Origin of the sequence: Streptomyces sp. NPDC051738 (genome assembly GCF_044453205.1) — a bacterium.
Classification (GTDB): Bacteria; Actinomycetota; Actinomycetes; order Streptomycetales; family Streptomycetaceae; genus Streptomyces.
In genome coordinates this window covers 1-26,465 of sequence record NZ_JBITCM010000021.1, presented here as the reverse complement: position 1 = coordinate 26,465, position 26,465 = coordinate 1, and the positions used below count along the sequence as shown (strand labels likewise).

General features: G+C 67.2%; 24 protein-coding genes and 1 pseudogene. 15 read left to right on the top strand and 10 right to left on the bottom strand.

The features are described from left to right. Positions 1-269 precede the first annotated feature (269 nt). Positions 270-2,684 (bottom strand): UvrD-helicase domain-containing protein, encoded by a 2,415-nt coding sequence (locus ACIA8X_RS36885; protein ID WP_393462552.1) that lies wholly within the window; start codon positions 2,682-2,684, stop codon positions 270-272. A gap of 415 nt (positions 2,685-3,099) precedes the next feature. Next, positions 3,100-4,086: a hypothetical protein gene (locus ACIA8X_RS36880; RefSeq protein WP_393462550.1), complete on the bottom strand. Its 987-nt coding sequence runs from the start codon at positions 4,084-4,086 to the stop codon at positions 3,100-3,102. Positions 4,087-4,177: 91 nt separating this feature from the next. Between ACIA8X_RS36880 and ACIA8X_RS36875 the strand changes: the two genes are divergently transcribed. Continuing rightward, positions 4,178-4,639 carry a hypothetical protein gene (locus ACIA8X_RS36875; protein WP_393462548.1) on the top strand — a complete coding sequence of 154 codons (462 nt, stop codon included), beginning with the start codon at positions 4,178-4,180 and terminating at the stop codon, positions 4,637-4,639. A gap of 26 nt (positions 4,640-4,665) precedes the next feature. Here ACIA8X_RS36875 and ACIA8X_RS36870 read toward each other — a convergent pair whose 3' ends face one another. Further along, positions 4,666-4,818 carry a hypothetical protein gene (locus tag ACIA8X_RS36870; RefSeq protein ID WP_393462546.1) on the bottom strand — a complete coding sequence of 51 codons (153 nt, stop codon included), beginning with the start codon at positions 4,816-4,818 and terminating at the stop codon, positions 4,666-4,668. A gap of 610 nt (positions 4,819-5,428) precedes the next feature. On the opposite strand from ACIA8X_RS36870, the gene ACIA8X_RS36865 reads away from it, so the two are divergent. Both ACIA8X_RS36865 and ACIA8X_RS36860 read left to right on the top strand, forming a co-directional pair. Beyond that, on the top strand, positions 5,429-7,828 hold the full coding sequence (locus tag ACIA8X_RS36865; protein ID WP_393462544.1) for a DnaB-like helicase C-terminal domain-containing protein: 2,400 nt from the start codon (positions 5,429-5,431) through the stop codon (positions 7,826-7,828). Then, positions 7,828-8,400, top strand: coding sequence for a hypothetical protein (locus ACIA8X_RS36860; RefSeq protein WP_393462542.1), 573 nt, complete (start codon positions 7,828-7,830; stop codon positions 8,398-8,400). Before ACIA8X_RS36865 ends, ACIA8X_RS36860 begins: the two co-directional genes overlap by 1 nt. 32 nt (positions 8,401-8,432) lie before the next feature. Here ACIA8X_RS36860 and ACIA8X_RS36855 read toward each other — a convergent pair whose 3' ends face one another. Further along, entirely contained in the window at positions 8,433-9,047 is a 615-nt protein-coding gene (locus tag ACIA8X_RS36855; RefSeq protein ID WP_393462540.1) for a hypothetical protein, read from the bottom strand. A 156-nt stretch (positions 9,048-9,203) separates the two neighbouring features. Between ACIA8X_RS36855 and ACIA8X_RS36850 the strand changes: the two genes are divergently transcribed. Both ACIA8X_RS36850 and ACIA8X_RS36845 read left to right on the top strand, forming a co-directional pair. After that, the gene (locus ACIA8X_RS36850) at positions 9,204-9,968 is read left to right on the top strand and encodes a hypothetical protein (RefSeq protein WP_393462538.1); all 765 of its coding nucleotides are present in this window, start codon (positions 9,204-9,206) and stop codon (positions 9,966-9,968) included. Between the two features lie 226 nt (positions 9,969-10,194). Continuing rightward, a complete protein-coding gene (locus ACIA8X_RS36845) occupies positions 10,195-10,488 on the top strand; it encodes a hypothetical protein (protein WP_393462536.1) in 294 nt (97 codons plus the stop codon). A gap of 61 nt (positions 10,489-10,549) precedes the next feature. Here ACIA8X_RS36845 and ACIA8X_RS36840 read toward each other — a convergent pair whose 3' ends face one another. Then, on the bottom strand, positions 10,550-10,978 hold the full coding sequence (locus tag ACIA8X_RS36840; RefSeq protein WP_393462534.1) for a DUF6300 family protein: 429 nt from the start codon (positions 10,976-10,978) through the stop codon (positions 10,550-10,552). Between the two features lie 205 nt (positions 10,979-11,183). Here ACIA8X_RS36840 and ACIA8X_RS36835 point away from each other — a divergent pair, with 205 nt between their 5' ends. The 7 genes and pseudogenes from ACIA8X_RS36835 to ACIA8X_RS36805 form a co-directional block, all read left to right on the top strand. After that, the gene (locus ACIA8X_RS36835) at positions 11,184-11,726 is read left to right on the top strand and encodes a hypothetical protein (protein WP_399460120.1); all 543 of its coding nucleotides are present in this window, start codon (positions 11,184-11,186) and stop codon (positions 11,724-11,726) included. Positions 11,727-12,251: 525 nt separating this feature from the next. Further along, on the top strand, positions 12,252-12,764 hold the full coding sequence (locus ACIA8X_RS36830; protein WP_393462530.1) for an SMI1/KNR4 family protein: 513 nt from the start codon (positions 12,252-12,254) through the stop codon (positions 12,762-12,764). Positions 12,765-13,246: 482 nt separating this feature from the next. Continuing rightward, positions 13,247-13,612: a ricin-type beta-trefoil lectin domain protein gene (locus ACIA8X_RS36825; protein ID WP_399460119.1), complete on the top strand. Its 366-nt coding sequence runs from the start codon at positions 13,247-13,249 to the stop codon at positions 13,610-13,612. A gap of 1,317 nt (positions 13,613-14,929) precedes the next feature. Continuing rightward, positions 14,930-15,310: an ester cyclase gene (locus ACIA8X_RS36820; RefSeq protein ID WP_393462526.1), complete on the top strand. Its 381-nt coding sequence runs from the start codon at positions 14,930-14,932 to the stop codon at positions 15,308-15,310. After that, positions 15,310-15,723: a nuclear transport factor 2 family protein gene (locus tag ACIA8X_RS36815; RefSeq protein WP_393462524.1), complete on the top strand. Its 414-nt coding sequence runs from the start codon at positions 15,310-15,312 to the stop codon at positions 15,721-15,723. Before ACIA8X_RS36820 ends, ACIA8X_RS36815 begins: the two co-directional genes overlap by 1 nt. 122 nt (positions 15,724-15,845) lie before the next feature. Further along, complete coding sequence (locus tag ACIA8X_RS36810; protein ID WP_393462522.1) at positions 15,846-16,535, top strand: DsbA family oxidoreductase; 690 nt, start codon at positions 15,846-15,848, stop codon at positions 16,533-16,535. A gap of 139 nt (positions 16,536-16,674) precedes the next feature. Then, positions 16,675-17,592, top strand: a pseudogene (locus tag ACIA8X_RS36805) (IS481 family transposase); the annotation flags it as partial. On the opposite strand, the gene ACIA8X_RS36800 reads toward ACIA8X_RS36805, so the two are convergent. The 4 genes from ACIA8X_RS36800 to ACIA8X_RS36785 all read right to left on the bottom strand — a co-directional run bounded on the left by ACIA8X_RS36800 (position 17,553) and on the right by ACIA8X_RS36785 (position 20,846). Continuing rightward, a complete protein-coding gene (locus tag ACIA8X_RS36800; RefSeq protein WP_399460118.1) occupies positions 17,553-18,260 on the bottom strand; it encodes a hypothetical protein in 708 nt (235 codons plus the stop codon). The pseudogene ACIA8X_RS36805 and the gene ACIA8X_RS36800 sit on opposite strands and share 40 nt — an antisense overlap. Positions 18,261-18,265: 5 nt before the next feature. Further along, the gene (locus ACIA8X_RS36795; RefSeq protein ID WP_393462518.1) at positions 18,266-18,742 is read right to left on the bottom strand and encodes a three component ABC system middle component; all 477 of its coding nucleotides are present in this window, start codon (positions 18,740-18,742) and stop codon (positions 18,266-18,268) included. After that, complete coding sequence (locus ACIA8X_RS36790; RefSeq protein WP_393462516.1) at positions 18,735-19,940, bottom strand: ABC-three component system protein; 1,206 nt, start codon at positions 19,938-19,940, stop codon at positions 18,735-18,737. Before ACIA8X_RS36790 ends, ACIA8X_RS36795 begins: the two co-directional genes overlap by 8 nt. 165 nt (positions 19,941-20,105) lie before the next feature. Then, positions 20,106-20,846 carry a hypothetical protein gene (locus tag ACIA8X_RS36785; RefSeq protein WP_399460117.1) on the bottom strand — a complete coding sequence of 247 codons (741 nt, stop codon included), beginning with the start codon at positions 20,844-20,846 and terminating at the stop codon, positions 20,106-20,108. Between the two features lie 664 nt (positions 20,847-21,510). Between ACIA8X_RS36785 and ACIA8X_RS36780 the strand changes: the two genes are divergently transcribed. The 3 genes from ACIA8X_RS36780 to ACIA8X_RS36770 are packed head-to-tail and all read left to right on the top strand — an operon-like array spanning position 21,511 to position 24,427. Continuing rightward, positions 21,511-22,512 (top strand): bifunctional DNA primase/polymerase, encoded by a 1,002-nt coding sequence (locus tag ACIA8X_RS36780; RefSeq protein WP_393462512.1) that lies wholly within the window; start codon positions 21,511-21,513, stop codon positions 22,510-22,512. Further along, positions 22,509-24,029 (top strand): phage/plasmid primase, P4 family, encoded by a 1,521-nt coding sequence (locus ACIA8X_RS36775; RefSeq protein WP_393462510.1) that lies wholly within the window; start codon positions 22,509-22,511, stop codon positions 24,027-24,029. The genes ACIA8X_RS36780 and ACIA8X_RS36775 overlap by 4 nt, the downstream gene beginning before the upstream one ends. After that, positions 24,026-24,427: a DUF6009 family protein gene (locus ACIA8X_RS36770; protein WP_393462508.1), complete on the top strand. Its 402-nt coding sequence runs from the start codon at positions 24,026-24,028 to the stop codon at positions 24,425-24,427. Before ACIA8X_RS36775 ends, ACIA8X_RS36770 begins: the two co-directional genes overlap by 4 nt. A 392-nt stretch (positions 24,428-24,819) precedes the next feature. Here the strand turns inward: ACIA8X_RS36770 and ACIA8X_RS36765 are convergent, their stop codons facing one another. Beyond that, positions 24,820-25,455: a hypothetical protein gene (locus ACIA8X_RS36765; protein WP_393462506.1), complete on the bottom strand. Its 636-nt coding sequence runs from the start codon at positions 25,453-25,455 to the stop codon at positions 24,820-24,822. Between the last annotated feature and the right edge of the window lie 1,010 nt (positions 25,456-26,465).

The window sequence follows — 26,465 nt, the reverse complement described above, 5'->3', positions numbered from 1 at the left end:
AGCACCTGCGCCACAAGCCACCCCCGGTCTCTACCGCCCCCTGCTACCCATCCTAGGATCCACCATCACGGCCGGCGGGCCGCCTGACAGGGGGACTCGGGACAGCACGCCCGGGCGAACTCGTCAGCAGCGGTGTCCCGAGCGTGCCTTTGGAGGACGGCATGGTGCTCTCAGGAAACGGCAGGCACCGCCGCCCCCTTTGCGGTGGCTGCTCTCGACGACCGCGGTGCTGCCCACGGGCCGGGCACCTACCGCTGCCTCAGAGCGCGTCAGTCCTTCTGCGGCGGCGTCGAGTGCTTCGCCCGACGAAGGTCGTCGCGTAGCAGGCTGCGCAGCTGGGGGAGTGGAGCATGGGCGCCGAGGGCGGTGAGGAACTCGGGGACGGGCCAGGTGATCAGGGCGCCCTGGCGGGAGAGGTAGAGGCCGACGCGGTTGATGCCGTAGGTGTCGTTGTAGTCGAGCAGCAGGTATCCGGCGAGTTGCTGGACCGCGGAGCGGTGCAGGGAGTGGGGGCGGGTGGTGGCTTTGCAGTCGATGAGCAGTCCGCCGACGATGAAGTCCGCATCCGCGCCGCCCAGGTTGTCACTGCCGGCGAACACCGGCCCGCACACCCGCTGCTGCTCCGGCAACTGCCGGAGCGGCGCGAAGGGCCGCTCGGCAAGCTCCATCTGCTCGGCGATGTCTTCCACCACGTACATGGGCACCGCCGCGGTCAGATGGGCGAGGGTGGTGTGCGCATCGGCGTGTGCGAGGAGGTTCCGGCGCCGGGAGAACACGCCATTGCGGTAGACGGCCTCAAAGAACCCCGCCACGTGACACAGCCGGGTCAGCTCCTCCTCTCCCAGCTGCGGCGTACCCTCCAGGTGGGCCTGGAGCCGGGCGAGCAGCCGGGTGCCAGCCGTATGCAGGGCTCGCCGTACCTCTGGTGCGGGAGCACCCTGCAGCGGGATGGTACTGCCGAGAAGGCGCACGCCGGTCGTGACCGCGCCTCCCAGGCCGCACCCGAGACTGAGCCGGAGGCGGTAGTCGATGGTGCGTCCGAGGGCCGCATAGTCGGGGCGCCGCTCGTCCATCGGCTGCACCGCCGGCGCAAACCCACGCGACTGTCGCAGGTAGGAGCCGACCAGCCGGTCCGTGCGCGGCAGATGCCGGGCCAGGAACTGCGACATCGGCGAGCGCGGGTACTCCAGCTGCCCCGTCAACGGCAGCGCGGCCAGCGGCACACCTTCCGGAGTGCTCGTCACAGACGCGCGCGTGGCCTGCCGGATCTGGGCTTCGGCCCACTGGATCCCCGTCGTGTCCAGCACCTCCCGCGCCCGCGTCACCGCCACGTAGATCAGCCGTGCCTCCGCCGGGTGCACTCCACGCGGCCCGGGCTCGTCGGCCGCCGGGGCGAACCCGTCCCCGATCCGCACCCGTTTCCACTCACGCCCCTTGGCCTTGTGCACCGTCGATACGACGACCCGCGCCTGGTCCTCGTCGACCATCCGCTTCACCGCCGCGATGATCTGCTGCGGCCCGTAGGTGTCGACCAGCTCCACGATCGCCTTCAACTCCGACGCCGCGGAGTCCTGCGCGGCGTACTCCTGCACCTCGCCCCAGGACGAGAACAAGAACAGCTCATGGTGCGACGTACGACGGCCTGCCTGCAGATCGATCGCCGCCTCAGCGATCCTCAACAGCGGCTTACCGCCCCCGGCCAGCGCAACCGGCACACCTTCCTCAAGGAAGCGCAGCACCTCGGCGAGAGCGTCCGCGTTGCCACGGCACAGCACCGCGTCCGGGACCTCGGCACGGCCCAGCCCTGAGACCCCGCCGGCATGCCCGGTCAGCTGCATCGTCGACGAGGCAGCCCGCAGCCATCGATTCGCCACCTCCGCGATCGCCGGCCCGAACCTGAACGACTGCGTCAACTCCAGCCGCTGCCCGGGAAATCCACTCATGATGTCCCTGGCATGCCGCCACTCATAGATCTGCTGCGCCGGATCCCCGACACACACCCGCTGCGCATCCTGCGCCAGAAAGATCTCCTCCAGGACCGGGTTGGTGTCCTGCGCCTCGTCCAACAGCACGAAGTCCGCCGGGAGCCTGGGCCGCGTCAGCGCCCACATCTTCAGATAGTGGTCGTGCTGAAACGGCAGCTCCCCCTCAGGCGAGCAGATGTCGTCCCACGCCCACCGCGCCTGCTTCAGCAACACCTGCGCCAGATACTGCGTACCCATGTCATCCAGTCCGTTCACCGGGCCCAGATGCCGGGCCGCTACCTGCTCATCCGTGCTGTAGGAAAACCGCCGGACCATCTCCATCACGAGCCGAGCCTGCGTCGTCGCCTTGAGCCGCCTCTTGCCCACCGCCAGGTCGCGGTCCAACCCGAGCAACTGCGCCGTGCGCCAAAGCGGCATGTGGCGGGAGGCGGCAAGACGGTCCCGGAACCGGTACCCCACCGCCCGGTGAGCCAGCGAGTGCGACGTACGGCAGTCCACGTTCCGCCCGAACCGGCCCCTGGCCTCGTCCGCGATCGGCTTGTTGAACGCCACGTACAGGCCCCGCCCACGCGCGGCCGACCCCATCATCACCAGCGTCGACGTCTTGCCCGTACCGGCGCCGGCCACCAGCGCCAAGTCATCGCCCGCGGCGAACGCCTCCCTGGCGGCCTCCTGCTCAGCCGTCGCCCTCAAGGCCACCCCACACACCCCTTCCGCCCACACCACGGGTCATCTCGAACCTCGGCCCCGCTCCGCGGCCGCGCAGGATCAGCATGGCGGCGCCCACTGACAACCTGTCACCTCGATCAATACGCCCATGCGAATCCTCGAAAGAGTGGCCGAACGATCACCGCCCACCCATCCCCTTCCGGCCACTCGACAAGGCGAGCAGCGGTCCTGCCGACGCCGGCTCCTGCATGGACGCAGCGGGCGATGACGGTCTTTGCCTGCGCCCAGCCACTCGGGGTGGATCACTCGCGACCTGCGTGCTGCCCAAGCCGGCGGCTTGACCAAATTCGGCCTCAGCTGCTCCTTATGGCAGGCGGGTGTTCGCGCACTGTTTGCACACACTGACGCTGTGCGCAAACAGTGCCGGGCGGGCGGCAAAGACGTGTCACATACCGACGTCGAAAAGGCTCTCCTGTGCGCCGGACCCCTGGTGGGGCAGCCGGGTCGGCTTCGACGATGAGGGAGAGGCCAGCGCCGTGCGGCAGTCTGTCCGCAGCTGATGCAGTGGCTGTTGGGCGCCTAGCAGGTTCAGAAACTCCTGTACGGTCCAGCCGACCAACTGCCCTTGCCGGGACAGGTAAAAGCTGGCGCGCTTGATGCTGTACTGGTCCTCGTAGTCGAGGAGCAGGTATCCGGCCAGCTGGTGAATCTCTGCCGCTCCGATGCGCTCGGGGCGGATAGTTGCCTTGCAGTCGATGAGCTGGCCTGCGGTAATGAAATCAGCGTCCGCTCCATCGACATCGCTGCTGCCGCAGAATGTGGGCGCGCACACGCATTGCCCCGCCGGCAGGCCGACGATCCAGCCCAAAGCCTGTTCAGCGCCAGCCAGCTGAACCTGCTGCGCGACGTCTGCGGGGACATAGGCCGGGACCTGTGCGAGGAGGTCTTCCAGGCCGCCGCCTGGCGCAACCTGCAGCAGCGGATTGCCCGGACGCAACCCGGCTCTGAACACCTCTTCGAAGTGCGAGGCGACGAAGCACAGTCGCGCCAGCCGCTCCTCCTCGGTTCGAGACCGACCGGCCAACACTGCTGGCTGGTCCTTCAGTTCAGCCAGCAGCTGCCTGCCACCCTCCCGGATTGCTACCCCCGCCGCCCGGCCCGACTCGGCTGCCACCTCGCCTGGTGCAAACATGACGCCTGCCGTCAGTGCGCAGTCGAGAGGGGATCCGAATGCCACGCGCAGACGCCGGTCGATGGCCCGGCCCAGACTGCGGTAGTCGAACCGCTGGCTGCCTTGCGGTCTGACCGTCGCCACAGACAGCGGCAGTTGGCTGCGGACACTGCCGATGACGTGCGCCGTACGAGGGAGACGGTCAGCCAGGAAGCGGGACACCGGCGAGTTCGGGTTCTTCAGGTTACTGGTGAGACTCATGCCCGGAGGATGGAACAGAGCACTGACAACGCCCCTCCCTCGGCTCGCACACCGCCCGAAAATCCGAACACATACCCGACTCCCTCTCTCGGTGGCTACGGCCTCTTGCGGTGAGCGGGAACTCCTCGACCTTCTTCACCAGGCACTGACCGCCGTACCCGAGACTGCAGCACCGCTGGACCTACGCGACCGGCGCCAAGAACTCAACGAGGAACGCCGTCTCCTGCGCGAACAACTGCAGGAATTCGACGATGCCCTGGCCGCAGTCGACCGCTGGCAACAGCAGGGCCGTGCCTTCACGGTCGAGCTCCACCTCCAGCTCGACCGCCTCAAAACCCTCGACCTCCTCGGCCCCGAGCGCCAGCACGACACCAACGTGTGCCCCATGTGCACCCAGACCCTGGAACATCCAGACCCTTCCGCACAGGACATTTCCGAGCTCACCGACCACCTCGCGCAGGAACTCGCCCAGGCACAAACACTCCAGCCCGTCCGCGAAGAACACCCCGACACGCCCTCCAAACCGAACGCGGCCGCGTCACCGAACGTCTGAGACTGAACGGTGCCCAGCTCAGAGAGCTACTGGCGAACGACGAACGCCTGCGCAACCTGCAGGAGCAGAACCTGCGCGTCGCGCACATCCAGGGCAGGATCGCCGAAGCACTCACCCGGACCGGAACCGACGGCGACCTCACCCGGCTGCGCAACGACCTTGCCCTGGCCCAGGAACACGTCGCCACGCTGGAACAGCTCGTCGACGAGGACGACGTCGCCGCCGAGACTGAACGCCGGCTCGCCGACATCGCCGTCGGCATGACCGCCTGGGCGAAGCGCTTTCCCCCGTGGTGACGGGCCAGAGTCGCTTTCAGCGGGCGCGGGTGACTTCGATGGGGGTGTTCGGGCAGCCGTCCAAGACGTCGGTGAGCGCCGCCTGCTCGGCGCCGTCGACTGCAAGACTCCCGGGCTATGCCCTGGCCCGGCGGGCCTTCGACGCCGGATTCACAGGCGCCCTGTACAAGCTGGAGGGCTGGGGTCGTGTCGGGTCCCGACCTTCGGTCTGTGCACGGCCGCTCGCCTTGGGGAGGGAAGCCCTGGACGGATGGGTCAACTCACACCGATATCCCTCACAGATGAGTGACTCATGGAGTGAACTGTGTGGACTTAGTCAGAAACTGAGTGGATAGCCGATATGGTGGTGTGAGGTTCTAGGTGGGGAGGGTGAGTGAGTCAGTCGGAGCACGGTGAAGCTGCGGTGAATGCGACCGAGGCACGGAACGATCTGTATGCCCTGGTGAAACACGCTGAGGAAGACGGGCGTACAACGCTGATCACCAAGCACAGGGTGCGTGCTCTGCTGGCACCGCTCGACCGGCTTCCGGCGGCCGGCAAGACCGAGGTGTTGCCGTCTCACACGCTGAGCGCTGCGCAAGCGAAGTTCGGCGAACTCATCACCCTGGCTGCTCAAGGCCAGCCGCAGTTGCTCCTGCGGAACACCACACCGGTCGCGGTACTGCTGCCTAAGGACGCAGCCTCCGGTACCCCCTCATCCGACCCCGCCGCGGCCACGAGTGCGGTGCCTGTAGGAGATGCGGTGAACAGCTCCAACAATCCGGACCGCGGCAGCTCGCCGCGCAGGCTCGCCACGCTCGGCGACGCGATCGGCGCCGTACTCACCTCCGCCCCAGCCGCCGGCCCCGCGTTCGGACTGCGCGGGCTGGACGCGGCGACGGGCGGCTTGCCGTCCGGCCGGCTCACGCTGGTGGCGGCCGCCCCGAACGTGGGCGGGAGCCTGTTGGGGCTGGCTGCCGCACGGCAGACCGCGCTCGTTGACGGTCACAAGGTCCTGTACGCGGCGTCCGGGCCGAACCAGGCCGACATCATGCGGCGCATCATCTCCGCAGAGACTGGTGGCGACTACCCGCGTCTGAAGCAGGGCCGCCTCACCGAGCACGAGCAGCAAGTGGCCCAGGAGTTGGTCCAGGCCCCTCTGCTGATCGACGACGGCAGTGATCTGACCGCCGAAGCGATCGCGGAGACGGCCCCGTACGTCGAGAACCTGGCCCTCGTGGTCGTGGACCGGCTCCAGGCCGCCCGCAACGCACGCCTGCCTCTGTCGGGTGACCGTCTCCCGGACGCCTCCCAGGTCCTGGCCTCCCTCGCACGGACCCTGCGCGTGCCGGTGCTCGCCATCGTGGACAGCGACGATCCCACGCTCCTGGGTCTCCTGGACGCCGACGTCCTGGTGACGCTCACGCCGACTGAGGACCCTGCCAAGGTCCAGGCAACGGTCGCGGAGCGCGACTTCGGCGCGATCGGCTCGGCGTACCTGAGCCCCGATCTACTGCACGCCCGCTTCCTCGACGCCGGTGGCGCCCCCGTCGGCCGTACGAGCGGAAACGAACCTGCGCAGAGTCTGGGCAGCGCCCTGGAGCGGGAGTTGGCCGAAGCGGCGCTGCCCTACACGTCCGGTGCCCGGCAGGGACTGCCGGCTTCCGTCACTCACGTGCTGGCCGCGCTGCGCACCGCGCTGGTCAAGGGTGACGAGGCAGCCCTTGCCGAACTCGGGCCAGCCCTGGCCGAGACGGCTGCGGCGCCCCAACTGCCTAACGACGCCGAGGGGCGCCGTCTCGCCGCCGCGCTGAACGCCTACAACACCGCCGTGTCCGCCGGCGCCCCCGGGCTGCCCGCCGCTACCGGGCCCGCCGCGGGCAGCGGACATGTCCCAGACGACGAAGACGACGCGGAAGCAGACGTGGAACTGCAGCCGGGAGACGAGGAGGACGAGCCCGAAGGCGCGCCCTTCCCCGCGCTGAAGCTCCTCAAGGACGCGGTCGGCCGCTCGAAGATGCACCCGATCAGGGTCATCCGCATCGAGGATCGGGAGAGCGGTCCGTGGCCGCTGATCAGTGAGCACATGGACGGCGAACCGCGCTGGGTCCACCCCGACGTCACCAGTACGCGGGTGCCCTTCATCCGGGAGAACGGGAAGCGGGTTCGGCGGGATCAGCTCGATGTGCCCGACTCGTTCGGCGACGGGGTGCTGTGCCTGATCGACCGCAACGGCAGCTACCCGTCCGCGTGTTCGGCCGTGCCCCTGGCCCCGAACAAGCTGCTGCACACCGGCCCCCTTGCCGCGTTCGACAAGGCCAGCGCTGGCATCTACCTCATCGACATCCCACAGTGGACCCGTACCGACATGCCGCACCCGCTGGGACGCATCGTTGACCGGCCTGATGAGCAGGGCCGCGTGTGGGTCACCACCCCGCACATCAAGCAGCTGGAGAGGCTCGTCCGCGAAGGCCACCTCGCCGCGATGCCGACCATCTACGACTCCTGGACTGGCAAGGCCAACGAGTCCCTGTTCAAGCCCTTCTACGCCGCGGCCCGCCAGGCACGTATCGACCTCGTCCAGGCCGGCGGCGAGCCCTACAAGGCGTACAAAACCCGGCTGTCCATCGCACTACGCCTGCTGTGGCCCAAGCGCCAGGAACAGAAGTCTCCATTCTGGCGGCCGGACTGGCGCATGAGCATGGTCGCCGAAGCCTCCGTCCGCCACTGGACCGTGGCCTTCAAAGCGGTCCAAGAAGGCCACACGCTCATCGCCCTGCGCAACGTCGACGCGGCCGTCTTCTGGACGCCCGACGGCACCCCGCCCTCCACGTACCGGATCGGGACCGGCTTCGGCGAAGTGAAGGCCAAGTTCATCCAGCCCGGCGAGATCATCCCCGAAGGTGACGACTGATGGCCGGCCCCACCGGCCGCGGCCGCTCCCTGGGCGCCGCCCTCAACGACCTCCTGCGCTCCCAAGTCACCCCCCGCCACCGGCTGTCGTCATACACCGCCAAGCACTGGCACGCCCAGCTCAACCACCTCACCGCGACCCAACGCGGCTACCAGGCCCTAGAGGACGTCGGCCTCCACGTGACCACCAAGACCCTGATCAACTGGCTGTCCGATCCCGAATACAACATCCGCCGCAGCTACATCGACATCATCCACACCGCCTACGAGAACGCCGCCGTCGTCCCCGCCGATCCGATCCCCGACCACGTCAAGAGAGGCCAGTTCGAGATCAGCGGCGTCGTCAAGACGGGCGACGACGAGCGCGAGCGCGGCAACCGCCGGGCTGCGCCCCTGCGTATCGACGGCAGCCGGGGCGACTGGGCCGAGATCGAGGAACTCTGGCTGGCTGGCGAGCTCACCGACGACGAGTTCGAAGACCACTTCATCGACGACATCATCGTGGCGGACATCGGCGAAGGCACCGACGGATGGGAGTTTCCCGGCGCCTCATACTCCGTCGAACTCAGGTAACAGCACGCTGAGCTGCACGCCTCCTGTTCCGGCTAGGAGTCGGCGGGAGCTGTACTCGTCGGACCGGGCAAGGGACGTTCGGCTTGTCGGGTGACCAGATGTTCGATCGCATCGATCACCTCGCGGGCACCGAGCCGCCCGAGCAGGTCGAGGTCCGCGAGGGGGCCGCAGCCCTGCACTGTCAGCATCCCTTCGCCGCTCACATGGATGCGTCCGGAGACTGTGTCGCCCGAGAAGCCAGGAAGACGCACGGTGAAAGTGGCATCGGTCAGACGAGCTGGGGGCGTCCCGTAGTTCTCATCGCGCTCACACGAACGCTCGAACTCGGCTTCTTCGTCATCCATGGTGCGGTCGATAAGGAAGCTGAGGCTTCGGCGTGCTGCGCGCGCAGCGGCGACAGCATGGTGCTCTACCACGCGCAGCGCCTCCGCAGACGTCTCGGCGCGCTCCTCACCTCCACCGGTCTTCCCCAGCCACCACACAGCCCTGATCAGGCTCTCGAGCACGGGCAGGGTGGGGTGGTTCTGCTCCGACTCCAGCAGTCCGCGGCCAGGCAGTGCACCATCCTCAAGGGCGGCGAGGTGCAGATACGTGTCGTCGGTCCACCAGCCGGGGCGAATGGCTGAGGCAGGATCGATCGCGCTCACAGGCTTTCTCCAGTCAGGCGGCTCGACCACATCAACGCCACGAGCCGGTCCCGAGAATGTGCTGCATACGGGCGTTGTCTACGGTGTTTCAGAAGGTCTGGCGGCAAAACCGCCGTACCCCTGCCGATAACGGCGCTCCTCCGCCACCCTGATGGCATGCACAACGGGGAACCAACTACGTACGACTACGCACTCGCCGTGGTTCGTCGGGGGACCAGCCAGATTCGGTTTACAGCAATCGTGATCCTCTCGGGGTTCGGGTGGGACGCCTATGCCGATCCCATCTGGAGCTGGACGCCTTCAGTAGTGCTGTACACCTGGCTGGTCCTGGGGGTTGTGACCTTTCGAGCCCGGCAACCGACCGCATACGAGCGCAGATGGGCCTCTGAGCTCGTCAAAAAGTGGGAGAACGAGGCCAAACTTGCCGAGCGCAAAGGCGTCGGCACGCCCCTTGCAGAGCGAACAAAAGGCAGGCTGGCGCAGCGTCTCCGCGACTGGGAGGTCTACCTGCTGTGCACCTTCCTTGGCCTTTCCCTGTTCGGGCTCAGAGACGTGCTTACCTCTCTCGACTCCCCGGTGGGCCTTGGCCCCGCCGACACGCCGGCCATCGTAAGTACTGCAATCGGTATCCCCGCTCTGATCACTGCTGCGATCCTGGTGATCCCGCACATCGTCCGGGCCTGGGGAGCCCAAGCCAGGGACGAGAGGGCAGGAGACGCGGACGTCATCCGCGCGGAGAAGGAAGGCCAGGCAGCAATCATCCGCGCCCAGGCCGAACTGCGCCGGGCGGACGCCGAGTTCCTGCGAGCCGAAAAGGGCCTCGAACCGCTGCCGGCGCCGCCCCCTCCAGACAACCTTCCGGCAGTGCCTGCACCAGGTGCCAACGGCGACGGACTCACGCAGACGTCACCAGCGCCCTGACTGACGGACTGCCTTGCCGACGACCGGGGTCGCGCGGCGTCTCATTCGATCCGCAGAAGGAGGCTGGCAGCGTTTAAAGGCGCTCGCCCAGTCCATCGCAGAGGAAGCCTGGGAAGGATCTCTCGCGCTGACGCAGGAGCTCCTCACTCGTCCCGGTCGTGACCTCTGGTTTGGCAGGCTGTGGTGCGCGGCGAGCTGGATGTCTCGCCTCAGGAACGGAGGGCTGGTGGAAGCGTTCAACCGTGAGCCGGCGGAGGTTCGGATACCTCGCGCGGTCCTTGACGCCATGGCCGCGGCGCTGAGCGTGCGCACGGTGGCGATGCGTGCCTGGCCCGACGGCATCGAGTGGATGTACCCGCTCGGGACGTGGGACGAGCCGCACTTGGAGGTGGCGCTCATGCCCGGTGGAGAAGAGGTGTGGCTGCGGATGTCCACCGACCGCTCCAGTGTCGCCGTGTGGACCATCGAGCAGTGGCTGGGCTTTGCCGGACAGCTGCCCGGAGCGATGCCTCCCGACTGAACAGGCGGTGCTATGCCGCCGTTGTCCTGCGGCAGGTCTCGGGGCGTCGACGACGGCGCATTCAGCCCCGTCCGCGCGGAGTGAGGCCTGATGGGGCCGGTGGACTGGAAGGCGGTGCGGGCTGGGCAGCGCGGGCCCAGCCGTGGGCGTGCATGGTCTCGGTCTCCCAGTCCTCGAACAGCTGGGGGAGTGCCTTCGGATCGCGGTCGGCGTCGCGGTACCAGCGGATGAAGGCACGGGCCGCGGGGCGGTGCGCGTCGCAGGCCGGGCAGAGCTCCATCCACACACCGGTCATGAGGGGCCCGTGCCAGTGCAGGAGGAGGTCGCCTCCACAGCGTGAACAGGGCCGGGCCGGCTGGGCCTCCTCGCGATCGGACGAGTGCAGGCGGGCCAGCTCCTCGTCGCTGACGTCGTCTAGACGGCCGTCGAGGTTGCCGATGCGGCAGAAGTCGCCGTCGGGGCGTACGAGGTATCGCCAGGTGAAGGACATACGGTCCCCTTCCCGTGGAGCAAGGCGCGAGACTTACCGTCTGTCCGATTCGCGACCTGCGTCAAGATGTGAGACGCATGTGCAAACGGGATCCGACGCCGTGCTTCAACGTCGAGTGCTGGACGTGGGCCTCGCCGAAGGGTGAGAGCGCGCTGTTCCCCGGCACGTGCCCGCCAGACAGAACTACGCTGGCACGGTGACCCTGTTGGCTCCCCAGATTGCCCAGCTGCCCGCCGATCCGTCGTTGATCAGCCTCGTATACCACCACGAACACCCCGTCCAGGCGTACGAGTTCGAGAACACGCTGGAGGTGTGGACGGTGTCCGCCCGGATCGACGCGGACGTCCTGGCGGAGGACCTGGCCGCCTATAGCGACATGGACCAGGAGTCGCTGGACGCGGTGCAGGACGTCACGGTGGGCAGCATGTCGTTCGTGCGGGTGCGGATGTTCGGGCCGGACCATCCATTCGAGGCGATGGACTCCTACACCGGGGACGTCTCCCGCATCGGCGAGGTGGTGCTGGACGTCGCTGACGGCCGATGGGAGCCGGCCTTCGAGGCCGCCCTCGCGCACCCCGTCGGCGACCTGCTCGTCATGGACCGGCGGGAGCGGATCGGCTTCGAACCCTTCCGGGCCGGCGTGCACATCCTGGACTGCCACCGGCAACGGCCTCAGGACCTTCTTGCCGCACGTCAGGAGGAGTTCAACGCACTGTGCCGCGCCTGGCGGGAACACCACCGACCGTAGGGCTCGCGAGCGATTCACGCCCGGCACGTCAGCACCGGTCGTTCAGATCTGTTACGGCAGGCTGGAGCCGTCCGAATACGGCGCCCGCCTCCGGCGCCGGAGGCGCCAGCGCGTTCGGCGTCGTGGCTGGCTCCGCCATCGGAGTCGGCCACGACGCGTTTCAAGCGCACCAGGGGGTCAGCCGAGCGAGGCCTCGGACGTGAACGGCGTACCGCACGTTGGGGATGGCCACGACGTCGGGGGTGGGCCAAATGCGCGACGAGCGGCCCACACGTGCAGAGCGGCGAGAGCAGCGTTGGCGCCACCACCAATCACGGCGCCGAAACCCAGCGGCGCTACTTGGCTGAGCACGACGATTCCTTCCTTGGTCCCGTGGCTGTGAGGGTTGTCGGGGATGTCGTTTGTCGCTGAGTCGCGATGTCAGTCGGAGCCATGCGGCTTGATCGATGTCGCCGAGTTTTAATGTCGCTCGGATGTTCGGTGGCCTTCTCTGCGCGTCAGGTCCCGAGCCATACGATGCTGATCGTGACGCGCTTCGATGAGGTCAGGGCATCGTTCTGGAACGACGACTACGGAGTCCAGCCGCCGCTGACGGAAGAGATGGTTCAAGACGCCGAACGCCTGCTCGGCGTCTCGCTTCCTGCTTCGCTTCTGACGCTTTTGCGGGTGCGGAACGGCGGTGGGGTGGCGGAGCGCTGGAACGTGTTTCCCACCCGGATGCCGACATCGTGGAGCGAGGACCACGTGCCGTTCGGCGACTTGATGGGGATCGGCCGACGCGAGCGGATCACATCGCTTCTGGACACGCCATATCTGGTTGAGGAGTGGGACCTTCCGGCGCCGATTGTCCTTCTCTCCGGCGACGGCCACTACTGGGTGGCGCTCGATTACCGGAACTGCGGCCGGCAAGGCGAGCCGTCGGTCACGTGGTTCGACGCCGATGCGGAGAGCGATCTCGTCCTCGCTCCAGACTTCAAGTCGTTTGTCGAAGGGCTCACATCAACCGACAGGCTCGACGAAAGCGTTCAGCCGATCTGAGGTTGCCGACCGGCAGCTTGTCCCGCTCGGGCTTTGGTCTGGGCAACCGACGGAATTCGTTGACCAGGCGGTACGTGGCTTCCGTCGAGCTGGCTTCCCGCGCGGGGGTGCCCACGTTCCCGCCCCTGAGCGTCGGCGCCGACGTGAACGCACTCAGCACCGATGGGGCCCGCCGAACCGACTGCGTTTCGTCACCTGGGGCGGCCCATTTCGTCGGTAGCCCGACTTGACCGGGTGGGCCCGCAACCGGCCACGCGCAGGCGCCGCCGTCGACGCCAGCCGCTCGACTTCTTCTGATGTGCATATGCGTGAAGTGCAGTTCGCCAGTTCCCACCTACTCGGCGGGTCGGGGCGATCTATGCTGACCGCCCGACTGTGTAGACAGAGGGGCGGGATTCGCTGTGATTTCGAGGTGGCTGTCGGCTGTGGTGGCGTCCGGATTCGTGTGGGCGTTGAGCTGCACACCGGCGAACGCTACGGCGGTGGCGGGATCGTGGGGCGTTTACGCGGGCCCCAAGGCGTGCCTGGACTACCGGGCGGACTGGGGCGTATACGTCACCGGCTGCAACGGCAGCACCTACCAGACGTGGTACTTCGACCCGGACGTCCCGAAAACGGCGCTGCGACAGAGGGCGAGCGGCTTGTGTCTGACGGTGCGCAGCGGGGGGCCGGTGATGCGTGCATGCAACGCGTCCGACCCGGCGGCCTTCTGGCACGTGGCGGGACCGAATCTGGCGATCAACAACGACTACTACCCATTCAACTGTCTGGGGCGGCAGACAAACGACCGGGTCAACCTGGCCATCTGTTCCGGCGGTGAGTCGCAGGTCTGGTATATGTGGCCATAAAGCGCCCCGGAGCCGTCGTGTGCGTGTAGCCGCCCCGGTACCGGGATGGCATGTGATCCTGACGGCGGGGTCGGAGCGCCCGGACGGCACACCGGCCAGCGCCCGCGTACCAACGGGCACCGGACGGAGTTCATTGACCAGCCGGTACGTAGCTTCCCGCGCGGGGGTGCCCACGTTCCCGCCCCTGAGCGTCGGCGCCGACGTGAACGCACTCAGCACCGATGAGGCCCGCCGAACCAACTGCGTTTCGTCACCTGGGGCGGCCCATTTCGTCGGTAGCCCGGTCTGGGCGAGGCGGTAGGAGTCCGTGCCGGTCTCCATGATGGCCGAGCTGAGAACAGGGACGACGCGGCCACCGAAAAGATGAGCAACACAGAGCAACACGTTTCGCTGTTCTCCGGTGACCGAACCGCACTTAGCGTTGTCCTCGCTCGCCCTTCGGAGGCAACACCTTTCTCCTGTCCTGCTGTTGGGCCCTGGGCGCCCGGGTCCGGCATGGGGCCGGCCGGGAGGAGGGAGATGTCTGTGGGCGAGCGCACCAGGCCGAGGAGGGCCCGAACCGCGCGGCCCGTGCGGTTGTGGTTGGGTCCGGTCTCGGCCGCCGCGTACTGGGTGGTCCGGAGCATCAGGGACTTCGTGATCCCGAGGTGCTGACGGGCGCCCCGGCTCCTGCGAACTGAGCCGGGACAGCCGACCCGCCCTACGCGGGGCGGGTCCTGGCCGTGGCCGCGGCTGGGGCCCGCTGTCCTACGCCAACCATGGCACCTCTCACGTCGACGCCGTTATGCCGACCATGTCCTCCAGCGGGTCCCGCCTGCGACGGCGTGTTCAGCCTCGTCCGCGCGGTGTGAGACCGGGCGATGCCGGCGGGCTGGGAGGCGGTGCCGGCCGACCAACGTCCTCTAGCTGTACTACTCCGAGAGGTTGGGGACAGAGTTGGATGCTGTCTTGCCGTGAGTCTGGTTGCGATCTGGGATGACAGGCGTGATCGAGGCATTGCTGCTCTTGCAGCATGTCGGGCAAGGAGCACGCAAGGGGACTTTTGTGCCTTTTGGGTGGATTCTTTCGCGGTTTGCGTGGGTCGATTCTGCGGGTTATGTTGAATGTGCGACAGGAGATCACCGCTGGATAGCGGCAGATCCTGGCGTACGTCCCGCCTGCGGGACGGCAAGAGAAAGTAGTACCAGCGTCGGCGTGCCGCCCAGGCCGCCCTTTTCATGACGCGAGGGCACCAGTTGAGAAATCCTGGTTCCCGGTACTTCGACCTCCTTCAGAGTCTTCGTTCCCGGGAGCCACCCACCCCGAACGGAATGACTCATGTCGCAGCTTGAGCGCAACAAGCAGATCGTCGTCGACTACTACCAGACTGCCTTCGGCGGCAACCCCGAGAAGGCTATCGCGGACCACTTCGGCGACCGCTACATACAGCACAACCCCGATGCTGCCGACGGCCCGGAAGCCTTCACCGGATTCGTGACCTGGCTGCGCGGCGAGTACCCGCAGTTGCAGCTGGACATCAAGCGGGTCCTGGCCGAGGGCGACATGGTCGTCACGCACTCCCACCTCATCCTGGAGCCCGGCAAGCCGGGCCGTGCCCTGGCCGACTTCTTCCGGCTGGAGAACGGCAAAGTCGTCGAGCACTGGGACGTCATCCAGGACGTTCCGGAGACCGCGGCCAACCCCAACGGCATGTTCTGATGCCCGCACACGATCTGGCCGCCACTGCGCCTGTGGACGTGGTGCGCCGCCAGTACCTGGCCTCAGCCACCGGTGATCTTCAGATGTGGCGCACGGCGGTCGCGGACGACGTGGAGTGGATCGAGGCGGCGGGATTCCCGCTGGCCGGCACCTACCGCACCCCGGACGGTGTGATCAAGGGTGTCTTCGAACAGCTGGCCGCGGCCTGGGACGGCTGGGTCACCCACGACGACACCTACGTCGTTGACGGTGAGCGCGTCGTCGTCCTGGGACGGTACAGCGCCACGCACAGGGCCACGGGCAAGTCGATGAGCGTGCGGGTTGCCCACTGCTTCATCGTGCGCGGCGGGCGCATCGTGCGCTTCGAGCAGATCGTCGACTCAGCCAGCGTCCACGCGGCCATGACCCCCTGACGCTCGCCCTCACCGCCGGGTGTCGCCTCGCCGGCCGAGGCGGCACCCGGCCACTACACACGCCCTTGGGCCGACAGTCGCTGTCCTGGCCCCCTCCTGATCAACTCCAAGGACGTTGCCGTATGCGCGTAGAGATATGGGCGGACATCATCTGCCCCTGGTGCTACATCGGTAAGGCACGCTTCGATCGTGCCCTGGCCGCATTCGCCCACCGTAACCAAGTCGAGGTGCTCTACCGCTCCTTCGAGCTGGAGCCGGGACGCGACAAGGCGCGTGTCGAGCCCGTTGGGCACATGCTGCTCGACAGGTTCGGGTCCCGCGGACCCAGCATGGACCGGCAGGTTGCCGAGCTGGCCCACGCCGAAGGGCTCGATTACCGCACCGACCGGCACGTCGGCAGCACCTTCGACCTCCACCGCCTGATCCATCTGGCCCGCGAGTACGGTCTCCAGCACCAGCTGGTCGCCGCCGCCTTCCGCGCCAACTTCGCCGAGGCCCGCAATCTGTTCACCACCAGCCCCCTGATCGAGCTTGCCATCGAGACGGGGCTGGAGGCCCAAGACGTCCAGCGGGTGCTCGATGACCCGTCCGCCTACGCCGCCGCGGTCCGCGCCGACGAACAACGTGCCGCCGAACTCGATGTGCCGGGTGTCCCCTTCTTCCTCATCGACGGACACACCGTCATCTCCGGCGGCCAGTCCGTCGATGCCTTCACCCGGGCGCTGGAGCGGGCCTGGACCGATAGCCCTAACAGCGTCGACGGTGCGGCGATGTGCAGTCCGACCGACTCCTGCGAACTACCCCCGCGCTAGGCACGATCGAGACAACAACCTGTCGGAGAGCTGCTGCAGCTTCCCGACACCGTTTACCCGCTCCCTGAGCCACGGTCGGGGGCACGAGAAACGACTCGTGCCCCCGACCGTCGTCTTACGCAACGTCAGAAAGTGCCGCATGGTTCACCGCAACGCGCCCTTGACCGAGACCGGCCGCCTACGCTTGGCCGAGTGCATCGTCGAGGACGGATGGCCGCTTAGGCGCGCAGCCGAACGCTTCCAGGTCTCTCCCACTACGGCGAAACGGTGGGCGGACCGCTACCGCCAACAGGGTTCCGCCGGCATGACGGATCGCTCCAGCCGCCCGCACCTCAGCCCGCTGCGCACACCAACCCGAACTGAGCGGCGCATCATAAAGGTCCGCGTCTTGCGCCGCTGGGGTCCAGCACGCATCGCCCACCTGCTCACCCTTAACCCCTCCACCGTGCATCGCGTACTGAGCCGATACCGCATCAGCCGCCTGTCCTACCTCGACCGCGCCACAGGACGCGTCATCCGCCGCTACGAACACGCCGCACCGGGCGATCTGGTACATGTCGACATCAAGAAGCTCGGCAATATCCCCAATGGCGGGGGCCATCAGATCTGGGGTCGTCAAGCAGGCCGCAAGAACCGTATCGGCGGGGGCTACAGCTATCTCCATAATGCCGTTGATGACCATTCACGCCTGGCCTACAGCGAGATCCTCACCGACGAGAGGAAGGAGACCGCTGCCGCGTTCTGGATACGGGCGCAGAAGTTCTTCAGCCAGGCCGGGATCACCGTCCAGCGTGTCCTGACCGACAACGGCTCCTGTTATCGCTCACGCGCCTGGGCCGACACTCTCGACGCCGCGGGAATCACCCACAAGCGCACCCGGCCCTACCGCCCACAGACCAACGGCAAGGTCGAACGCTTCAACCGCACCCTCCTCGACGAATGGGCCTACGCCAGGCCGTATCTCAGCGAGCAGGAACGCCGCGACGCGTTCCCTGCGTGGCTGCACCACTACAACCATCACCGCAGGCACACCAGCCTCAAGGGCCTGCCATCGGCGGTCTCGGCCACCTGCAGGTCCTGCTGCCGGCGTCGCAACAGGCGCCGGGCGGCCGTCAGCTCGTGCTGCTTTTGCGCCTGGTCCTCGCCGACGGCGCCCAGGAAGTACGGCAGGGTTGAGGTCAGCCGTGCTCCACCATCGCGCTCGCCCTGCCGATGGAACAGGATGCTGCGGGTGATGATCTCGTCCTGGTTCTGAAGACACAACGGCACCGCATGCCCCAGGTGGACTGCGAAGGGCGCCTGCAGGCTCCCAGGCTGGGGTTCGCTGCGGACGTCGCCCAGGCCGATCCTCCGCCCGAGCTGCTGGCGCAGTTCATCGGAGTCGCAATTGTTCGCGAGCCCCTCGTAGGACAGCGGCTGCAGGGTGGAGCCGAACTCGAGCATCGCTGTGGAGATGGACTTCTTGCCCTTGGCGGGAAGCCGGCGTGCCACGAACGCCCGAGTGTCGGGCAACTGGAGCAGCACGGCCACCCATTCGACGGTCCGGGTGATCGGGCCGACCGAGACGGGGGCATCGTCGCGGCCCAGGCAGAAGTCGACGATGTCCAGGACGATGCTTTTCCCGGTCCGTGAACTGCCCGTGATGATGTTGAGCTCGCCGAGGCGGAACCTCAGCTCGCGGACCTTGCCGCTCTTGCTGTAAAGGATCAGAGACCGAAGCTGCACGGTGATCAGACTCTCACGCCCAGTAGCGCCAAGAGGGTAGAAGGCTGATCTACGGTCGCCGCCCACTTTCCCACCAGACGAGCCGCCTTCAACAGCTCCTGCAGTTCTCCTTCGGCACGTCGTGTGGAGAAGGGCACGGCGTACACGGCCCCGGCCTCCATCTGGATCAGGCCGTGGCGCAGAGCGAACCGCAGCCCTTCGCGGAGCACGGGCAGCGTCGAGTCGACCTGGGCTCCAAATCCCGTGAGGAGGGCGGGATTGCGCCCGGCCCACGTCGGCAGGTGCGTCCTGATACTGGACGGCAGCGCTTCACGTGTGGAGCGGTGCAGCACCAGCACGGGAAGGACCATCGCCAAGGGCCAGACCATCGCCCGCCCTCGCTTGAGCTCGTACTCCTGGGCCATCACGGCCTGCACCGCACCCACCAGCGCCGGATTCAGGAACGCGGCGAAGGCCTGCGGCTGCTGTGAGTGGCTAGGCATGTACGGCCCCGACGGTCAGTGCCTGGACCCGCTGCAGGAACTTGGGATGCCATCCCACGCGGGCTTCATCCGCCAGGCAGTGGTGCTGGCCACGGTGAAAGAAGACCTGGTCGTACTGGTGCCGGATCCTGACCGTGACGCTGTCCAGCACCTGCCACAGCAGCTCTTCTCCCGCGTCCCGCCGGTCCTGCTCACTCGCATCCGCCGGCAGCCGTCGGACCATGCGGGCAAAGAGCCGCTCCCACTCGTCAACCAAGTCGCCCTGGTAACGCTGCAGTTCGTCCAGGCCGATCAGGTCGTTGTCAGCCCAGGCCACTGCCTGGTTGTAGGCCCGGTAGTAGTCCATCATCGCCTTCTCCGGCTCGGGCCGGCCGAGGTTGACCCACCGCAGCTGATGGACGAAGTACCGCTCGCTGTAGTCCACGCCCTCCCGCTGGGCGGCCTGCCAGTCGCTCCGCTCCACCAGGGTGGGGAGCCGGTCGGCGGCGTAGTCGTCCCGGATCTGCTCCACCCGCCGATGCACCGTCCCCACGGAGACGCTCGTCCGGCGCTTCTGCAGCATCTCGACGACCTGGTCGTACCACCACGCCCACAACTGCTCCATGAACGCTGCCTGCGGACCGTCGCCAGACGGGAGTGTGAACAGCAGCCGCTTCCGCACGGCCCCATCGAGGTCGTCGATGCCGAGCGTGCTGTCGATGACGCGCATGCGTTCCACGAACGTCGCGCGCTCACCGGCTGACAGGGCCAGAAAGCGGGCCCGAGCCTCAGCGGTCTCCTTCGACTTCGACTCGGCCGCGGCTGTCTCGAGCCGTCGCAGAGCCACGCCAGGCTCTCGGTTCGCGCTGCGCAGCGCCGCAGCTGCCGAACCGTCGCGCGCCTGTTGGGTCGTGACGAGCGTCAGCCAAGGCCCCTCTGCATCACCGGGATCATGGGTATCCATCCATGACCGGATTGTGCGCCACAAATCGTCATCCCGATCGCCCAGCGTGCGGGTCGATCGTTGGTGGAGCTTGGTCTGTAGCAGGTCGACAGGACGCCCAGCCACCTCCCACGCCACGTCGTCGTGCAACTCGAGGCTGATCGCTCCGTCAGGGCGTTCGGACGACCCGCGCAACAACTCCAACAGCGCCCACTTCGCCTGGTACAGATAGCCCAGCGCGGAGGCCGACGTATCGTGAGATACCTGGGAGGCCATGATCCAGTTTCCTCACGTACCACGCACCGTGTCTAGTTGCTTGCATGCAGTGGACGTCCGGAACGGGGTACGGAAGCGGGCCCACGGGCGGGGGAGGGCCGTGCAGAGGCCAGACGCAGGGCGCAACCAGCACGACCGCCAGCGGCCGATTGTCCTTCGATCTGATCATTCGAGCCGGGAACTGCCGGACACCGAGATGGAAGGCCTGCGGCGGTGATCCGTCCAGGCGCTCCGCAGGGCTGCCTCATCGACGTCTATCTGTCGGCGGGACGACAGATCGATGACCGCGGCACGTGGCTGGGCAAGCTCCTCGAGGGCCTTGCGGAAGGGGTTCGTACCGGGGCGTTCCGGCGGGCTTGCCTTGCGCTGCTGGAAGCGCGATCGCCGACTGCCCTGGGCAAAGTAGGCCTGCCGCCGACGATGGATGTCGTAGACGCTCGGGGCCAGGCGCCGTTGGACGGCGGAGGAAACCCGTTCGTGTAGGCCGGCGGCGAGAGTCGTGACGGACACCCGCGGCTGATCGCGTACCCCCAGAACCGCCTTCACAGCTTCGCGGCGGGCAGTGACGAAGTCGAGCTCGGGGAAGTATTCGCCGCGGGGCGTAGATGAGGGAGAGAGCGCTCGGCAGGCTGCAAGGATGTGGGACTCGCTGGTCTGGTAGTCCGGGTGCGCAGGCGAGAGCCAGGCCCGGGACACGGTTGAGCCGACACGGTGTGCCTCGCTGCGCAGGGCTTCGAAGCGGGCACGTGGCCCGGCGGTGGAGCCCACCTTCACGTACGACACAGCGCCGGTGATCGCGAGGACATAGACGAAACCCGTGCCCTTCCAGGCCCGGTCGGGGACCGATCGCTTCTTGATGTAGTGCCGCAGCCAACCGCGAGGGTCCTCGTACACCAGGTGCAACATCCCTGCCCTTTCACTGGGTTGCTGGCCAGTGAATCGGAGGGGTGTGACAACGACCCCTGCGCTCCGGCTCTCGCCGAGCCCGATTGCCTGAGGTTCGGTCGCTTCAGTCGCTTGGGTCGCTGTACTCGACACGGCACAGCGACTGAACAGCCAGCGACCGGGCAACCCTTCGGTCGCTGGCTGACCAAGCGGGGAAAACTGCAGGTCAACACGTTCTCTGCGGAGGGATAGCGACTCAAGCGACTCGGAGTTGGCATATACGGGATCCAGAGAGAGTGTGCGTGTGCGTCATATACGGAGAGCTTCAGTCGCTTCAGTCGCTGTTCAGGCCTCATACCCGGCTTGACCAGGCTGTTTGCCGTTGTCCGCCAGAAGCGACCGGGCGGTCCTGAGTCGCTGCGCCTCTCGCTCGGTCGCTGGACGCACGCTCGCCGGTCGCATCATCGACACGGCGTCACTGTTGTTCCGCATGTGCTCCACGACCCCACCGGCCCCGTTCGCTAGTCTGTGTCCGTCGTTGAGTCGCTTCGGTCGCTGATAGGGGGTGCAGATGCCTGCTGAGCTGCAGTTTTCCCGCAGCGACTCAAGGGCCCCTGCCATCCGAGCTTCTTCAGTCGCTCCGTCCCTTGCCCTCGCGCAGGCGTGCGCCCGCCGAGGCTGGCCCGTGCATCCCCTCGCCCCGGGCCGTAAGACACCAGCCGCGAACTGCAGCGAGTGCCGTGGCAGCTCCCACGCCGCGGTCAACTGCCCCTGCCTTCGCGCAGGCCGCTGGTGTCACAGCTTCCACGCAGCCACCCTGAACCAAGACCGCATCCAGCAGTGGTGGGGGCAGCACCCGGAGTTCGGCATTGGCGTCTCCTGCGGCCCGGCCGGCCTGGTCGTCATCGACATCGACGCTCATGACGCCGAGCCTCCCGCGCGTGACCGGATCCTGCCCGGCATCCCCATCGGAGACCACGTCAACCTCGCCGGCCTCGCCAACGGTTTCCACACCCTCGCCGTCCTCGCTGCCCTCCGCGGCCAGCAGAGCCCCGCCGACGACACCACCACTCTGCGCGTACGCACGCCCTCCGGCGGCCTGCACGTCTGGTACCGGGCTACCGGCAACCGTCAGTGGAAGTCCTCCGCCGGATCCAGCCCCGGCCGGGCCCTTGCCTGGCAGGTCGACATCCGCGCCCACGGCAGCTACATCATCGCCCCCGGCACCACCACCCACCACGGCACCTACACCCCAGTCGACGAGGCCCGCGAGCCCGCGGCCCTCCCCCTATGGCTCGCCCAGGAACTCGACCGCACCGGGCACCTGCCCGCACCCACGATCCCCGCTCCACGCCCCGTCCCGCCGCGCGCCCAACAGGCTGTCCTCGCAGCCGGTGGCGGCCGCAGCCAGACCGAGCGCACCCTCGCCTCGGTCCTGGCACCGGTTGCGGCCTGCGGCCACGTTGCCCACGGCGCGGGCTTCTCCGACACCCTCAACCGAGCTGCCTACACCCTCGGCGGCCTCATCGCCGCCGGCCGTCTCTCCCGGCAAGAAGCCGAGCAGGCACTCAAGGACACCGCGGCTGCGGCCCGTCCGGGCCAAGAACTGCGCATCGAGCAGATCATCCGCAGCGGTCTCGCCGCCGGCCTGGAAAAGCCCCTGCACGCCACGGGGAGGCGCCCGTGACGTCCCCCAGCAACGAGACGCTCTTCGAGTTCGACCCCGAAGCCGTCGCCGCCCAGATCCGCGCACAGAGCCATGCCACGCCGCTCCCGGCCCAGGCCACCGCCGAACGCCCCGTCGGCCAAGCAACCTCCCACGGCCTCCTGCCGGACACCCTGACCGACCGCGGCAACGCCAAGCTGTTCGTCAAGCTCTACGCCAACGACTTCCGGCACGTACCCAACATCGGCTGGTACCGGTGGGACACCACCCGCTGGCAGATCGACGAGGACGACACCGTCCTGTGGGCGGCCGGCGACCTTGCCGAGACCATCGCCACCCACGACCCCCGCGGCCTGTTCACCACCACCGCCCTGCACAAGCACCGCACCCGTGCCATGTCGACCTCCGGCATGAACGCGATGCTCACCCAGGCCAGGTCCGCGCCCGGCATGGTCCTCAAAGCAGACCGCCTGGACGCCGACCCCTACGCACTGTGCACCCCTCGCGGGGTCGTCGACCTGCGCACCGGGCTGCTGAAAGCCCCCGACCCCAACAAGGACTTCCACTCCCGCTCAACCACCGTCGGCCCGCAGCAGATGCCCGTCCCCCGCTGGCTGCGCTTCTTGACCGACACCTTCGGCGACGACGCCGAAGGCCTCAATATGATCGACTACCTGCACCTGCTGCTCGGGTACTCGATCACCGGGGACGTCGGAGCCCAGATCCTCCCCTTCCTCTGGGGAACGGGCAAGAACGGCAAGTCCGTCCTCCTGGACGTCATGATGAAGCTGCTCGGCGACTACGCGGACGCGGCCCCGCCCGGCTTCCTGATGGCTAAGCCGTTCGAAGGCCACCCCACTGACCTCGCCGAACTCCACGGCCGGCGCGTCTACGTCTACTCGGAGATCAAGCCCGGCGACAAGTTCGACGAAGCCCGGGTGAAACTGCTGACCGGCGGCGACCGCATCAAGGCCCGCCGCATGCGCCAGGACCCCTTCAGCTTCGAACCCACCCACAAACTGTGGCTGCTGGGCAACCATAAGCCCGAAGTCGGCACCGGCGGCTTCGCGTTCTGGCGCCGCATGCGACTGATCCCCTTCGAACGCGTCGTCCCCGACGACCGCAAGATCGACAACCTGGCCGACCTCCTCGTCATGGAAGAGGGCCCCGGCATTCTCGCCTGGCTCATCGACGGTGCCCGCCGCTACCTAGGCGGCGACCGCGACCTCACCGGCCCCGAACGCGTCCGCATCGCCACGACCGCCTACGCCGAGACCGAGGACCACACCGGCCGGTTCTACGAGGAGTGCTGCCGCCTGGGCCCCGACCTGCGCGCCGAGCAGACGGCGCTCTACGCCGCCTACACCACCTGGTGTCAGAATGAAGGCGCGCAGATCATCTCCTCCCGCGCGTTCGCCTCCCGGACCAGGGAACTGGTCGGACTGGCCTCGCCCAAGGAGATGAAAGTGTCCAACCAGCGCAAGTACTACCCGGGCATCGGACTGCTCACCGACGAGGAGAGGGACGCCGGCGCATGAGTTCCCTGATCAGCGCGGAAGAGATCAGCCACGAAGCCGAACTCGTGTGGCTGGAGGATATCGACGCCCTCGACTATGTGCGCCAGAGCCTGGACCGGCTGCCCACCCGCAAGGGCAAGCCCCCCTACCACCGCGACGGCCGCATGGTCGGCTACGCCATCCTCGGCCCCGACGCCAAGCCCTCCCGCGCCTCGGGCACCTTCCGCCGCCGTGTCTTCTGGCTGTTGCCCCACGACCGCGACACCGAGCCCGAGGGCCTGTACGCCAAGAGCGCCCCCGCGGAAGCCGTCGACCCCCGCACCCTCGAGCCCCGCGTCAAGGGCTATAAGACCGAGCGCTCCGAGGGTGGCCCGCCGTCCCGCGCCATGCAGGAACTCGGCATACAACTCCCGCTGTAACCCGCGCCGCCACCACCTCTTGATCGCGCGCCAGTTCGCGGATTGCCTCGGCGTCTTCGCCTGGGCGGTGAAGGGGACCTGGATCTCTTCGGTCTTCCAGCCCACGAACTTCTTGGCGTCCTTCGAAGCTCGTCGAGCGGCAGGTGACCGCCGTAGCCGTGAAGCGGCTTCAGCACCAGCGCCGCGTCGCCGAGTGCGAGGCACGCGGCGTACGGCCTGTACGGCGGCGAGCTTGCGCTCGATCCACCCGGGAGCGTCGAGGCCGTCGGCGAGCTGGCGGGCGATGATGCCCAACAGGCGCTCCTCGGCCTGCTGATACAGGCACGGGGGTGCCGACGGCGAGGTCTTCAACCATTCCCGAGTGGATGGGCATTCCACCCCCTCATTGCAGGTCAGGCGCAGGCTTGCAATTCTTCCGTCTCATATCTAATGTCGTACTCGCTGATGATGTCTTTTCCCTCATCGTCCAGGAAACCGTTCACTTCTTGTACTGTGGAATCGTCATTCCGCCACACTCTGCCGAGGCTATCCACAAAGTACAAGCTCGTCGGGCCTGGCTCGTTGAATTCGTTGATGGCTTCGATTGCGTTGGGGGGGAGGCGGTAAGTCTCCCGCGTGCAAGGAGTGATGTAGTCGAAGAGGTAGTGCTGCACGGCTCTGCCGCGCTCGTCTTTAAGCACTAGAGTGGTAAGTGACGCGGGATTGAGGCTTCGATTCTCGATTACGACCGCCGTCGCCTTCGTTTTATCCTCGTTCCATTCCACACTCCAATTGACGCGTGCGGCTTCCTTTTTCCCTGCCTCGTTGTCATTTTGAACCTGAAAATAGAGGCTGAACAGACTGATGATGAGTGCGGGCGCCGACAGAAGTGCGACGAATGCGGCTATCTTCAAATTCAGGCGCTGATCTCTGGCCGCTTGTTCCGCAGCGGCTTGTGCCACATGCTCTGTGAATTCGTCCTGCGGGCGACGATTGATGCGGACCTTCTGCTTGGCTGCTCGGTTTCGACGACGCGGAAGACCTGACATGCCAGGAGATCTACTAGTCAACGTGCCTGGGTGTTGCGTCTTCCGCTGACGGCGAATGGGGGTTTACAGCGGGGAACTCCCGACGGGGTCCGGCGCGGCAACTCCGGTCTCGGCGAGAATCGCGGACACCTCGGCCTGTACGGCAGTGTCGTCCCACTCAGGGTTGCCGCGAGCGTGGTCGCGGCAACTGCATCGACTCGGCGATGCCGGACCCGAGCTCGACCTGTGGCCAGCCCGGGTGATCCGGGAACCGAACAGGCTCCGGTCGAGCCGAAGTGTCGGGTGTCCTGCGTCAGCGGGGCCTGGTGGCCGGCTTCCACATCACCCCTGGTCATCCCAACAATCGTGCGTGGTTGGGGGTCTGACATCCCCTCTGCTGCCACTTTTCCCACGCTGGTTGGAGGAATGGGTGTGGGTGGTGGGTGGCTGCTGCGCGTCGGCCGGAGGCCGCCGCGCTGGTGGTGGGTGTGTGGTGGGGGTATGGGCCTGTCGGCCCGTGCTGGGGGTGGCGTGAGGGGCCAGGACCACCGTCCCGGCCCTCAACTCCCCCTCCCTGCCCCCGTACTCCCCTCTCCTCCCATCCCTCACCCCCGGCCCGTCCTGCCGGAGGCAGGCCCCACCCTCCACCCCTCACAGAGCAACGGGGCCCCGGAGGGGCCCCGTTGTCTCTCCCTGGTATTCCGTGGTTTACTTTTCTCCACGGAATACAATTCAATTCTTCCCGGGTTCAAGGGAATCGGAGATTCCCCCTCAACCCAACCACGGGAAACGGCGCATGACGCCCCCTCAACCCGTTCCCCAACTCCCCACACCCACAATCAAAACCAGCACCCTCCTTTTGTGCCGGAGGCACAAACCCTTTTCGCCATCTTTTCGTGCCGGAGGCACGCAAGTTGGGAAAATGGCCGGAGGCCAAATTTCCCAACTCCCCGCCGGAGGCGGGCAATTCGCGCGGGGACGCGCGAAACGAGCGAAGCGAGTATTCGGCTGCCGGAGGCAGAGCGAAGCGG